The following is an 11,942-nucleotide window of genomic DNA, read 5'->3' as shown; positions in this document are numbered from 1 at the left end:
CGTGGTCCGTGAATGAAGATGGACGGGAGGTGCGTACGGTGAATCAGATCAATCGTGCCCGGCAATGTCGCGCAACCAACGCGGCACCTTGAAGCGCACGATCATCAGGTAAGCCGTCACGTAGGTGGCAATGAACAGCAAGGTGAAGATCATCAGGATGCCGGTGCGGTTCCAGAACAGAACCGCCGGCACCACCGACAACGCCGCCAGCGTCCACAGATAAGGCGAGGTGCGATTGTTGCGCGACAGCAGTTGCTTGGCCTCGTTGTCGTGCACCACCTGGCGCACGATGCGACGGAACACCAACTGGTGGAAGTGCAGCGCATCCGCGGTGCCGGGCGACTGGCCGCGGGCCACCTTTCGGTAGATGGAGAACATGGTCTCCCACACCGGATAGATGAGCAGCAGCATCGGGAACCAGGGCGACACGAGAGGATGACGCTGCACCAGCATCACGCTGGCCACCGCGATCACCATGCCCCAGACGTACGCCCCACCGTCGCCGGCAAAGATCTTGCCGCGCGGGTAGTTCCACAGCAGGAAGCCGCCCGTGGCCCCCAGCAGACACAGCACCATGCCGGCCAACTGCCGGTCGCCCAGCTGCAGCGAGACGTGCGAGATGGCCAGGCAGACCAGCACCGCCACCGTGCCGGCCAGGCCGTTGTAGCCGTCGATGATGTTGAACGCGTGCGGCAAGCCACCAATGGCGATGGCCGCGAAGATCAGCCCCGCGAAAGGCAGCGTCAACACCCAGACGTCGATCACGTCGATGCCCACATGATCGAGCTTGAGCCCGAAAACGAAGCACAACAGCAGTGCCGAACCGATCGTCAAACCCAGTCGATAGCGCACCGACACGCGCTGCGTCACGTCTTCGACAATGCCGCCCAGCACCGCGGGCGCCAGGCAAAGCAGCATGAGCACCGAACTCTTGAACGTGGCGGGCACATTGACCACGTCGGCCAACGGCCAGGCTGCCAGCCAGCCCGCGCCCGTTCCCAGGAACACGCCGGCGCCGCCCAGGCGCGGCACATGGCCCGCATGGAAGCGCTGCGGCATGTCGATCGAGTAGCGACGCGCATGACGACGCGCGCGCCGCATGAAGAACAGCACGGCGACGGCCGAAACGAGAAAGCTGATGACGATCAGAGCGAGCATTGGGGTGGTATTGGCAAACCCTAGAATTCCCGGGCGAAATTAGACCATGACCAGCCCCATTTCCACCCACCCGAAGCCCGTCACCGTGTCGATCGTCAGTCACGGGCAGTTGGGGATGATCGTGCCCCTGCTGGAACAGCTGGACCGGCTTTGTGCAGGCAGCATCGAGCGCGTGGTGCTGACACACAACCTGCCGGAGGCGGACTTGCTGGCCGGCCGCGAGTGGTCTTTTGCCTTGGATCGGGTTCACAACTCCGTGCGGCAGGGGTTTGGTGCGAACCACAACGAGGCATTCAAGCGCTGCCAGACGGAGTGGTACCTTGTGCTGAACCCGGACATTCGGCTGGACAGCGACGTGATCGCGCCGCTGGTCGCCCTGGCTGACACTGATGCCGGGCTGCTGGCGCCGCGGATCATGGAGCCGGGGAAGACGGAGCCGGAGCAGCACCGGCGGATCATCACGCCGCTGGAGATCCTGACGCGCCGCAAACCCGGCTACCCGATCCCCGACAAGCCCGACTGGATCCCCGGACTGTTCATGCTGTTTCGCAGCGAGGCGTATCGGCAGATCGAAGGGTTCGATGCGAAGCGCTACTTCATGTATGGGGAGGATTTCGACATCTGCGCCCGGCTGCGGCTGGCGGGGTGGCAAATCCAGATCGGGGAAGCGCTACGGGCGCGGCATGAGGCGCAGAGGGCTAGCCGCAGGAGTGGGCGGCATTTGTGGTGGCATGTGACGAGTTTGGGGAAGGTTTGGACTTCCGGGCCGTTTTGGGGCGTGCGGCGGATAGTGCGCTGAGCAGTCAAGCGGCGCGTCCACCTGTCCGGCGAAGCAACTGCCGCAAATGACGAATGCCCGGCAGGTGAACCACTGCCGACGCGAAGCGAACAGCGCTACGGGGACTGCTGCGCAACAACCACTCCGCAAAGCTCAGCTTGCGCTTGTAGCGCCTAGGCACATAGGGATTGGCGTCGACGATGCGGGTGAACTCCGCAAGCATCTCGCCCAACTCAGCCTTGTTGTCGCGATCAAATTTGATGGACTGGAAGACCTCTTCGACAAATACCCGGCCGAAGCGTGGTAACAGGTAGTCGCGCAAGTAGAAGCGTCCGCGATGTGGCTCATCCGGAAACATGGCCACCAACTTCTTGAAGTATCGGAAGCGGCTACGCAGCATGCGCATGCTGTATGACGTGCTTTCCGTATGGATGCACCAGACCGTCACCGCCTTGTCGATGAAGTAGTTGGTGTAGCCAGCGCGAAAAATGCGCAGGAACAGGTCATCGTCTTCGAAGCCCATGAACTGCTCGTCGAAGCCGCCCACCGCCTCGAAAGCAACGCGGCTGGTCAGGGAAGCTGATGGCAACACATACATGTCGCGGCGAAGCAGATCCACGATCTTCTTCTTCGGATGCTCCGCAAGGTCGCGAATCATCGACGTCGTGATGACGTTGCCCGTACCGTCCGCCTCATAGAGGTCTGCGTAGACAAATCCAAACCTGGGCTCGTCGACGGGTATGCCCTCGACCAGCGCTTCGATATGGTTGTCCAGATAGAAGTCGTCCTGGTCGAGAAAGCAGATGTAGTTCGACGAGGATGCAGCGACGCCGGCATTGCGAGCCGAACCTTGCCCGCCGTTCTGTTTGTCGACGATACGAAACGGGTAGCGTTTCGCCAACTCGCCCAATGCCTCCCGCTCCTCGGGGGCCGATCCATCGTTGACCACGATGACCTCGTCGGACGGTACTGACTGAGAGAACACGCTGGCGATCGCTCGCTCAATGAACCGAGCGCCGTTGTAGAAGGGGATGATGACAACAACAGTCGGCGGCGGCGACTTGTACTTCTTGTGTAGGGCGTGCATCGTTTGTTCTTCTTCGAATGGCGTTCAGACGGACTCGAAAAGATCCCGGACGACGCCCCGAAACCCGCGCCCGAACTGGTTGTAGCGGCCGGTCATCGCTTCACGCAGTACCGGCACGCATCGCGCCAAGCGGGACGCGGGCAGCGCGGCTCTGAAGCGCTGGTGGACAAGCTTGCCTTGCACCTGTCTCACCCTCTCGACGGGGACGGTGGGCTGGCCGATCGACTCCAGACGCTCCAGCAGCAACTCCGCCTTGCGAGCTCGCATGACATGCGTATTGCCACGGGACGCGAGCGCCTTCTGAACCTTGCGAGCAAACGTGTCGCGCTCGGCACCGATCTGGTTGCCACCGTGCTGCCGATAGCCGATGAGGGGTTGCTCCAGCACGTCGACCCGCCCCACCGCCGCAGCGACGATGGCAAGCCATTCGTCATGCAACCACTCCACCGGAAACGGCGCGGCGCGAGAAAGCAATGAGCGTCGAAAAACCGTCGTCGCGCCAGTTACGAGGTTGCGGCGCAAGAAGACGCTGAACGCATCACCTCGATGGATGCGATCCATTTCCCACGGCTCCACTTCGAGCGCATGGAACAGGGTGTCGCCGAGCGGCTCTGCGCCCGCGCCGATGAGTGTGGCATCGGTATGAAGCAGCAAAAGGTCTGGCCGGCGTTCGAACTCAGCTGCCAGGCTTTCCAGCCGATCGGCCGGCCATGTGTCGTCCTGGTCGCTCAATGCGATCAAGTCGCCAGTGCACGCCATGCACGCTTGCTCGAAGTTACGCGTCACCCTGAGCGCGGGCCGGTTCTCGAAAACGCGCAGGGCAATCTTCAAACCAGGCCGGTCTACCTCACATTGCGCGACGGTTGCGCGAACCAATGCAACCGTGTCGTCGGAGGAGTCATCATCAGAGAGAACAATTTCGGCTGGCGGACGCGTCTGCATGCAAATGCTGCGGACTTGCTCAGCGATGAAGCGCACACCATTGTGGGTGCAAAGGGCGACGGAGATTGAGGCTGACACGATTTTTAGGCCGGCATCTTACTGTCTGGCAAACTTATCGACCTGGTCCGGATGCGCTCCAAATGGCATCGGCGACAATGTCGCCCCATAACGCAAACGGCGTGGCGTCCGGCCGATCAGTCAGCGAGGTTGCGCGTCCAGCGGCCACTTGTGTTGCGTCGCCAGCATATGCCAACTTGTGGCAACCAGAATCGAAGAATTCATGAGTCAAGCACATTCGAATTTGCATCGCACCCCTTGGGGCGATTGGTGGGAAGGAACCCGCCGCACGGATATCTGGTGGACGCTTGCATGGTTCGACATCGTGCTGCGCTACCGCCGCTCGATGCTGGGACCGTTGTGGCTCACGCTGAGTATGGGCGCGATGATCGGAGGAATGGGGCCGCTCTACAGTTCGCTGTTTGGGACGGAATTATCCAAGTTCTTCCCGCATCTGGCGCTTGGGATCATTTTTTGGACCTTCTTCAATAGCATGGTCAATGATTCCTGTAACGCATTCATTGGTTCAGGAAACTATCTCAAGCAAGGGTACTTTCCGATCAGCCTGTTCGTCTGGCGCAGCATGGCGCGCAACTCCATACAGTTCGCTCACCAGATCGTGCTCTATATACCTGTAGCGCTATGGGCGGGCATTTCGCTCAAGGCGCATGCGCTGCTCTTCATTCCCGCGTTCGTGCTTTTCCTGATCAATGCGCATTTGCTGGGTTTGGTGCTTGGCCTGGTCTGCACGCGATTCAGAGATGTTGCGCAGATCGTCACGAGCGTCATGCAGATGGCGATGTTCTTGACGCCAGTTTTCTGGTTGCCCGAGAGCTTGCCCGGCCGCGCCCAGTACATCTTGTGGAACCCCCTTGCTCAAATGCTGGATCTGTTGCGTGCGCCTCTGATGGGCAATGTCTCTGATGCCCACAACTGGCATGGCATCTTTTTCTGGACGGCCGTCAATCTCGCCATCGCCAGTTGGCTGTTTACCAAATATCGTCGTCGCGTCGTTTACTGGCTGTAACCCATGCCCTATATCTCGCTCAAAGACGTCGCCGTCAACTTCCCAATCTACGGAGCAGGCGCCAATTCACTCAAGAAAACACTGGCGTCATCAGTGACCGGCGGCCGTTTCGGAAAGGAAACCGGCGTCAACGTGGTCCAAGCGCTCAGCGGCATCAACCTCGAATTGAAGGCGGGAGACCGCCTTGGGCTCATCGGCCACAACGGTGCCGGAAAGTCGACGCTACTGCGAACGCTGGCCGGGGTCTATGAGCCCTCGTCGGGAGACTTTGTCCGCAAGGGGACTGTTTCGAGCCTGATCGATCCGTCGCTCGGCATCGAGCCCGATGCGACCGGGATTGAGAACATCATGCTTCGCGGTCTGGTCATGGGCATGAGCAAGAAGCAGATCGATTCGCTGACCCCCGAAATTTGCGAGTTCAGCGGCCTGGGCGAATACGTCAACATGCCGGTGCGGACCTACTCAACCGGCATGCTGATGCGATTGGCCTTCTCGATCTCGACGAGCGTGAAAGCCGATATTTTGCTGATGGACGAGTGGCTGTCTGTGGGTGATGCGGAATTCACCGAGAAGGCCGAGCAGCGAATGAAGGATGTCGTTTCAAACGCCGGCATCTTGGTTTTGGCATCGCACTCACCGGAGTTGATTGCCAAGGAGTGCAATCGGGTGATACATCTGGAGCACGGGCGCATCGTCGGATAGGCAATTGCGCCTAACGGAACTCAACTGTCTTCCGAGAACCCTAGGGCTTGAAGGATGGTTGGCACCTGCACCTGCCAGCCAAATTTGTTTAGTGCGTCCGCTCGAGCGGCATCTGCCATTGAAGCGTAGTCGACACTTCGGTCCAAGGCGTGCATCATCATGTCGACCCATTCATGCGCCTTTGACAGATAGCCTGTCGCATCATGTTGGATCGCGCGACTGTAGGTGAAGCTCGGTGAAGCGATGCTCAGCGTGCCGACAGCAGCAGCTTCGAAGTACTTCAGCTCTGATTTGCAATCGGTGAACGAGTTGGACTGTAGCGGCATCAGGTTGAATTCCACTTGGCCGACCAGTCGCTGCAGATTCACGTAGTCTTGAAACGGGAAGTACTTGATACGCTCCGAAAAGCTCGAAAGCAGCACTCCCTTTTCGATATAGCCCACGACGGCAACCTCCACGTCATCGCGCTCGGCCAGCACCGTGGCCAAGGCATGTTCGACGATGGCGAAATCATGCTGGTGCGAGGGCGATCCACTGAAATAGCCAAAGCACTTTCGCCCCTGCGATTGGAACGCCTGATGCTGCTTTGCCTCGAACACCGCAGAAGAGACCGCGAGTTGCTCCTGATTCATGAAATTAGGAACGACGTGGACGGGAAGCCCTGAGAACTCCTTGATCTTTCCAGCAAGGTAGGCGTTCGTGGTGATAGCGCCGTCACAGAGCCTTAGCGTTTGACCCATTCGGGAGATCATCGCGAACCAATCATTCAGGACCTGCTCCTGCGATAGGTTGACGCCTAGGGTGTCCATGATGAGATGCGCATAATCAGTGTCGAACACCAGATCATCGACATCAAAAAGGACTCTCTTTCCACGGGCCCGGAATTTCATGACCAGAGCGGCAAGCCGGGCACAGTAGCGCGACCGGCATATCACAAGCACGTCCGCGGTCTTGGCGATCTCGTCGAAGTGGAGCGCATCAGTCAGGAAAAAGTAGCCCCCTGACACTCCGTACTCTGGAGCGCCGTTAAGCACTTGGACCATGTTGTAGGCCCGGTAGCGGAAAGTGCTGTTGTTGGCCTCTTCGTAGAAGTAGGCAACTCGGGTCTTGGATTTGGTCAGCATATGCATGCGCTGCGCATAGCCTTTGTTCCAGGGATCGACGTAGTCGACAGGCGATATCTTGTGCAGCAACATCAACGACCCTGCACCAGCGCATCCAGGATGTTCGCAAAGGCAGGCTCCCACCCGGGGCCAATGCCATTCTGATTCTGATAGTGCGTCCCATCGGTCGCACTTCGGAGTTCAACACGCGCTACGCCTTCGCGAAGAGCCGCGACGAGAGCTTCAATCGTCAGATCAGCGCAGATGATGTTTGGCGAATATGCGCTGAGGTCTTGCTTGACACCGAACTTGTTGGTGACCACCACTGCGCCACTAGCGGCAAGATCCAAAGGCGGATAGCTGGGGTGCGGCGTATACATAAGGCTCAGCCCCAAGTCCACCTTCCCGATCAGGTCTGCATAGTCCCTCCACCCCATCGACTCAATCCGCTCGGGCTCATAGTCGTCGCCCAACTGCAGGCGCGGGATATCCTTGCCGACGAAGCAAATCTGCCATTGGCGCAAGTCCAAGATCCCTTCATTGACTGCTCGCTCGATTGCCAAGACTCCCATATGAAAGAGGTTTCGGGGATTGTTGGGGCGTGCGTAGAAGAAGAACTTGCGCTTGGCTCCGTGCTCAACCGGACGCCGATGAAACAAGGATGCGGGAAACGTGGGCTCGAACCAGATACCGGTCTGAGAGAGATGCGCCATTCCGGACGCGCGGAGATGCTCAAAAAGCAGGCGTGTATTGATGATGTAGCGAATATCCTGGCGTGCCAAGACACCCTCGCAACGTAGACGCTCGTCTCCAAATGCGTAGAACATTCGCTCATCTTCCTGAAGCAAGTACAGGATCGAGCTTGGCTCAATGCCGGCGAGTGTCGCTTCCGTAGTCCACCATGATGTTGTGAGGAACAGTTCGCCGTGGTACGTATCTACCGACAACCGTCCCTTGGATCGAGATTCGGTGATCAGCGGCGCGAACGCAAATTGAAGCTCTCTATCAGGCGCTATGTCATAGGCCTTGAGAACACTGCTCACCTGGTCTGCTTGAGGCCACTCCGTACGCGTAAGAATGCGCAACGTGCCTCGCATACGGTTGGCGATGAGCACACCGAGAATCAAGGCAGTGCCAACCCCGCCGAAAAGGCTGCCAGGCCCAATGCTGTCGGTCACCAGTGTGATGCGGGGCTCGCTTGCTTGCGGGATCTGGTGGAACTCAATGGGGCACGTGTTCGGGAATCGCCGCACATTGAGCACACTTGCGGATGTTGGACCGTAGGAAGGATTTGCTCCAGCCGCTCGCGGCGGATGCACGTCATCGATTGGCAGTCCAAGACCGCGCCTGACCTTTCTCGAGATCAACTTCAACGTCGATCGAGTGCCGGTGTCCCGCCAAAACTGGAAGAACAATCGAGCGCGCGTATAGAGATTCTTATTCATGGCTTATATGGCGCCCTGCCGCATCGATGATGTAGTCAATGCAGCACTTCAGCCTGCGCGAATATTTGATCCGGCAGACAGAGACACCCAGGGTGCAGAAAGGGCGATTACTCGAATACGTCGGCGTCTGCAAGGCTCAAGGCCGCAGCATCCTTGGCCGAAAGGATCGGCTGCATGCCCATGTCCGGCCAGGCAATGCCCAATGTCGTGTCGTTCCAAGCGATAGCGCGCTCATGCTCTGGGGCGTAGTACTCGGTGGTCTTGTACAGAAAGTCCGCCGACTCGCTGAGGACCACGAATCCATGCGCAAATCCTGCAGGCACCCAGAACTGCTTTTTGTTCTCTTCGCTGAGTTCGACACCGACCCAGCGACCGAACGTGGGCGACGACTTGCGGATGTCGACGGCAACATCGAAGACGACCCCACGAGTCACACGAACCAATTTCCCCTGCGGCCGCCGGATCTGATAGTGCAGCCCCCTTAGAACGCCTTTGGCGGACCGGGAGTGGTTGTCTTGTACAAAGTCAACGTGATGCCCGATTGCCTCATCAAACGCGCTTTGGTTGAAGCTCTCGAAAAAGAATCCCCGTTGATCGCCGAAGACCTTGGATTCGATGACCTTCACGTCCGGGATGGCAGTTGCTGTCGCCTTCATGCACCAACTCCGTCTGCCAAAAGGTGATTCAAGTACTTGCCGTAGCCATTCTTTTGAAGTGGCGCTGCGAGCTTGGCAAGTTGCTCCCGATCAATGAATCCGTTTCGCCAAGCGATTTCCTCGGGACATGCAATCTTCAGCCCCTGCCGGTGCTCAAGCGTTGCAATGAATTGGCCTGCCTCAAGCAAGCTCTCGTGCGTGCCCGTGTCGAGCCATGCGTAACCACGCTGCATGATCTGCACATTCAGTCGGCCGCGATCGAGATAGGCCTGATTGACGGCCGTGATTTCAAGTTCGCCTCGAGCACTTGGCTTGACGGCCTTGGCGATCTCGACAACCTCGTTGTCGTAGAAGTACAGGCCAGTGACCGCGTAGTTGCTCTTTGGCTGCGCAGGCTTTTCTTCGATGCTTTGTGCTTTGCCGTTTCCGTCAAACGACACGACACCATAGCGTTCCGGATCATGCACGTGATAAGCGAAGACCGTGGCGCCGGATTCCTGAGCATCCGCCCCGCTCAGCAGATGCTGGAAGTCATGCCCATAGAAGATGTTGTCACCCAACACCAACGCGCTTGGGGAGTTGCCAATGAACTTGTCCCCAATGATGAAAGCCTGCGCCAGCCCGTCCGGACTCGGTTGCACCGCGTACTGCAGATTGATTCCCCATTGGCTGCCGTCGCCCAGCAATTGCTGAAAGCGCGGTGTGTCTTGCGGGGTGCTGATGATCAAGATGTCGCGCATGCCCCCGAGCATCAACGTGCTCAGCGGGTAATAGATCATCGGTTTGTCATAGACGGGCAGAAGCTGCTTGCTGATTGCCAGCGTGGCGGGATGCAGCCGGGTTCCGGATCCGCCCGCAAGAATGATGCCTTTGCGTTGGGTCATGGGGTTTCGTTCTAGTTGGTTTAAAGAATCTCGCGCAGCATGCGCGCCACACCGACCTGCCAATGAGGCAGATTCACGCCGAAGGCACTCTTGACCTTTGCGGTGTTCAACCTCGAGTTGTGGGGTCGCTTGGCGGGTGTCGGGAACGCTGAGGTGGGCACTGGCGCTACCGCACTCGAAGCGGCCTTCAGCTCAACGCCTGCCGCTCGGGCCTGATCCAGAACAAAGCGGGCGTATCTATTCCAGGTCGTCTCGCCGTCGGCCACCAAGTGATAGAGCCCGGCCTTTTCTGGCTCACGCAGGGTCTGCGCAATGGCATGGGCCGTGACGTCCGCGATCAGTTCGGCACCCGTTGGCGCACCAAATTGGTCGTCGATGACGGTCAATTGCTCGCGCTCCTTGGCCAGGCGCAGCATGGTCTTGGCAAAGTTGCCACCCCGGGCGGCGTAAACCCAACTCGTCCGAAAGATGAGGTGACGGGCGCAGTGCCGCGCTACCAGCTCTTCGCCTTCAAGCTTGGTCGATCCATAGACGCTCAGCGGCCCGGTGGCGTCTGCTTCCGTCCAGGGTCGGGTTCCGCCGCCGTCGAAGACATAGTCGGTCGAGTAGTGGACCATGAGCGCGCCAATGTCGTTGGCCGCCTGGGCCAGGACGCCAGGCGCCGTCGCGTTGAGCCGACGCGCCAAGTCCGCCTCGCTCTCGGCCTTGTCGACCGCGGTATGCGCACCGGCGTTGACGATCACGTCAGGGCGAATGGCGTGCACCGTTTCGGCCAAACGCTCCGGCTGGCTGAAGTCAGCGTGAAACTCCGTGCTGCCAGAAGACAGGGCCACCAGTTCACCAAGTGGCGCCAGGCTACGCTGAAGCTCCCAGCCGACCTGCCCGCCCTTGCCCAGCAGGAGCAGTTTCATGGGGCCGCCTTGTACTGCTTTTCCACCCACTCGCGGTACGCACCACTTTGCACATTGCGCACCCATTCGCCGTGGACCAGGTACCACTCGACCGTCTTGCGGATTCCGGTCTCGAAGGTCTCGGCTGGCTTCCAGCCCAGTTCGCGTTCGAGCTTGCGCGCATCGATGGCATAGCGCCGGTCGTGTCCGGGGCGGTCGGTGACGTAGGTGATCTGCTCGGCATACGGCTTGCCGTCCGCTCGGGGCTTGAGTTCGTCAAGCAGCGCGCAAACAGTCTTCACAATCTCGATGTTTGGCTTTTCGTTCCAGCCGCCCACGTTGTAGGTCTCGCCCAGCTTGCCTGCCTCGAGCACGCGACGGATCGCGCTGCAGTGATCCTTCACATAGAGCCAGTCGCGCACCTGCATGCCGTCGCCGTAGACCGGCAGCGGCTTTCCGGCCAGCGCGTTGACGATCATCAGCGGGATGAGCTTCTCGGGAAAGTGGTAGGGCCCGTAGTTGTTGGAGCAATTGGTGGTCAGCACCGGCAGGCCATAGGTGTGGTGCCACGCACGCACCAGATGGTCGCTGGCCGCCTTGCTGGCCGAGTACGGACTATTTGGCTCGTACTTGTTTTCTTCGGTGAAGGCGGGGTCTTCCTTCTTCAAGGAGCCATAGACCTCGTCGGTCGAGACGTGCAAGAAGCGAAAAGCGGCCTTTTCGGCTTCGGGCAGTGCGCTCCAGTAGCCCCGTACCGACTCCAGAAGGCGGAAGGTGCCTACGACATTGGTTTCGATGAAGTCGCCCGGCCCGTGGATCGACCGGTCGACATGAGACTCGGCCGCAAAATTAACCACGGCCCGCGGCTTGTGCTCGGCGAGCAACTTGCCGAGCAACTGGCTGTCGCCGATATCGCCTTGAACAAAGACGTGGCGGGTGTTGCCATTGAGGGACGCCAAGGTCTCAAGGTTGCCGGCGTACGTCAGCTTGTCCAGGTTGAGCACAGGCTCATCGCTGCCCGCCACCCAATCCAGCACGAAATTTGCGCCAATGAAACCTGCGCCACCAGTTACGAGGATCATGGCCCTCCGTCCTTTTTTAAGTTTCTTAACGGCCACCGTGGCACGCTTGCTGCTCAGAATTATCACATCGACAAATGCGTCAAATTGATACTTGAGGCACGAGATATAGCGATCAGACCTCCCCAAAAGAA

General features: G+C 59.1%; 12 protein-coding genes. 3 read left to right on the top strand and 9 right to left on the bottom strand.

Annotation, left to right across the window (positions count from 1 at the left end; genetic code table 11):
- Nucleotides 1–48 precede the first annotated feature (48 nt).
- On the bottom strand, nucleotides 49–1,158 hold the full coding sequence (locus tag QTH91_RS11770; RefSeq protein ID WP_286660260.1) for an MraY family glycosyltransferase: 1,110 nt from the start codon (nucleotides 1,156–1,158) through the stop codon (nucleotides 49–51).
- Nucleotides 1,159–1,204: 46 nt separating this feature from the next.
- On the opposite strand from QTH91_RS11770, the gene QTH91_RS11765 reads away from it, so the two are divergent.
- On the top strand, nucleotides 1,205–1,957 hold the full coding sequence (locus QTH91_RS11765; protein WP_286660259.1) for a glycosyltransferase: 753 nt from the start codon (nucleotides 1,205–1,207) through the stop codon (nucleotides 1,955–1,957).
- A gap of 4 nt (nucleotides 1,958–1,961) precedes the next feature.
- On the opposite strand, the gene QTH91_RS11760 is transcribed toward QTH91_RS11765, so the two are convergent.
- Complete coding sequence (locus QTH91_RS11760) at nucleotides 1,962–3,023, bottom strand: glycosyltransferase family 2 protein (RefSeq protein WP_286660258.1); 1,062 nt, start codon at nucleotides 3,021–3,023, stop codon at nucleotides 1,962–1,964.
- Nucleotides 3,024–3,047: 24 nt separating this feature from the next.
- Nucleotides 3,048–4,043, bottom strand: coding sequence for a glycosyltransferase (locus QTH91_RS11755; RefSeq protein ID WP_286660257.1), 996 nt, complete (start codon nucleotides 4,041–4,043; stop codon nucleotides 3,048–3,050).
- Nucleotides 4,044–4,245: 202 nt separating this feature from the next.
- On the opposite strand from QTH91_RS11755, the gene QTH91_RS11750 reads away from it, so the two are divergent.
- Nucleotides 4,246–5,049: an ABC transporter permease gene (locus QTH91_RS11750; RefSeq protein WP_286660256.1), complete on the top strand. Its 804-nt coding sequence runs from the start codon at nucleotides 4,246–4,248 to the stop codon at nucleotides 5,047–5,049.
- Nucleotides 5,050–5,052: 3 nt separating this feature from the next.
- Complete coding sequence (locus tag QTH91_RS11745; protein ID WP_286660255.1) at nucleotides 5,053–5,751, top strand: ABC transporter ATP-binding protein; 699 nt, start codon at nucleotides 5,053–5,055, stop codon at nucleotides 5,749–5,751.
- Between the two features lie 20 nt (nucleotides 5,752–5,771).
- Here QTH91_RS11745 and QTH91_RS11740 read toward each other — a convergent pair whose 3' ends face one another.
- The 6 genes from QTH91_RS11740 to rfbB form a co-directional block, all read right to left on the bottom strand.
- A complete protein-coding gene (locus tag QTH91_RS11740; RefSeq protein WP_286660254.1) occupies nucleotides 5,772–6,947 on the bottom strand; it encodes a glycosyltransferase family protein in 1,176 nt (391 codons plus the stop codon).
- Nucleotides 6,947–8,299: a rhamnosyltransferase WsaF family glycosyltransferase gene (locus QTH91_RS11735; protein ID WP_286660253.1), complete on the bottom strand. Its 1,353-nt coding sequence runs from the start codon at nucleotides 8,297–8,299 to the stop codon at nucleotides 6,947–6,949. Before QTH91_RS11735 ends, QTH91_RS11740 begins: the two co-directional genes overlap by 1 nt.
- A gap of 107 nt (nucleotides 8,300–8,406) precedes the next feature.
- Entirely contained in the window at nucleotides 8,407–8,955 is a 549-nt protein-coding gene (rfbC, locus tag QTH91_RS11730; RefSeq protein WP_286660252.1) for a dTDP-4-dehydrorhamnose 3,5-epimerase, read from the bottom strand.
- Nucleotides 8,952–9,839 (bottom strand): glucose-1-phosphate thymidylyltransferase RfbA, encoded by an 888-nt coding sequence (gene rfbA / locus QTH91_RS11725; RefSeq protein WP_286660251.1) that lies wholly within the window; start codon nucleotides 9,837–9,839, stop codon nucleotides 8,952–8,954. The genes rfbC and rfbA overlap by 4 nt, the downstream gene beginning before the upstream one ends.
- 20 nt (nucleotides 9,840–9,859) lie before the next feature.
- Nucleotides 9,860–10,750: a dTDP-4-dehydrorhamnose reductase gene (gene rfbD, locus QTH91_RS11720; RefSeq protein ID WP_286660250.1), complete on the bottom strand. Its 891-nt coding sequence runs from the start codon at nucleotides 10,748–10,750 to the stop codon at nucleotides 9,860–9,862.
- Nucleotides 10,747–11,811: a dTDP-glucose 4,6-dehydratase gene (rfbB, locus tag QTH91_RS11715; RefSeq protein ID WP_286660249.1), complete on the bottom strand. Its 1,065-nt coding sequence runs from the start codon at nucleotides 11,809–11,811 to the stop codon at nucleotides 10,747–10,749. The genes rfbD and rfbB overlap by 4 nt, the downstream gene beginning before the upstream one ends.
- Nucleotides 11,812–11,942 lie beyond the last annotated feature (131 nt).

The organism is Variovorax dokdonensis (assembly GCF_030316895.1).
GTDB classification, from domain to species: Bacteria; Pseudomonadota; Gammaproteobacteria; order Burkholderiales; family Burkholderiaceae_C; genus Variovorax; species Variovorax dokdonensis.
The sequence above is the reverse complement of the archived record's forward strand: the minus strand, read 5'-3'. Positions and strand labels throughout refer to the sequence as shown.

Excerpts from the sequence above, each read along its gene's own strand:
- QTH91_RS11740 (WP_286660254.1), bottom strand. The coding sequence starts at position 6,947 with ATGTTGCTGCACAAGATATCGCCTGTCGACTACGTCGATCCCTGGAAC.
- QTH91_RS11745 (WP_286660255.1), top strand. The coding sequence starts at position 5,053 with ATGCCCTATATCTCGCTCAAAGACGTCGCCGTCAACTTCCCAATCTAC.
- QTH91_RS11750 (WP_286660256.1), top strand. The coding sequence starts at position 4,246 with ATGAGTCAAGCACATTCGAATTTGCATCGCACCCCTTGGGGCGATTGG.
- rfbC (WP_286660252.1), bottom strand. The coding sequence starts at position 8,955 with ATGAAGGCGACAGCAACTGCCATCCCGGACGTGAAGGTCATCGAATCC.
- QTH91_RS11735 (WP_286660253.1), bottom strand. The coding sequence starts at position 8,299 with ATGAATAAGAATCTCTATACGCGCGCTCGATTGTTCTTCCAGTTTTGG.
- rfbD (WP_286660250.1), bottom strand. The coding sequence starts at position 10,750 with ATGAAACTGCTCCTGCTGGGCAAGGGCGGGCAGGTCGGCTGGGAGCTT.
- QTH91_RS11760 (WP_286660258.1), bottom strand. The coding sequence starts at position 3,023 with ATGCACGCCCTACACAAGAAGTACAAGTCGCCGCCGCCGACTGTTGTT.
- QTH91_RS11765 (WP_286660259.1), top strand. The coding sequence starts at position 1,205 with ATGACCAGCCCCATTTCCACCCACCCGAAGCCCGTCACCGTGTCGATC.
- rfbB (WP_286660249.1), bottom strand. The coding sequence starts at position 11,811 with ATGATCCTCGTAACTGGTGGCGCAGGTTTCATTGGCGCAAATTTCGTG.
- rfbA (WP_286660251.1), bottom strand. The coding sequence starts at position 9,839 with ATGACCCAACGCAAAGGCATCATTCTTGCGGGCGGATCCGGAACCCGG.
- QTH91_RS11770 (WP_286660260.1), bottom strand. The coding sequence starts at position 1,158 with ATGCTCGCTCTGATCGTCATCAGCTTTCTCGTTTCGGCCGTCGCCGTG.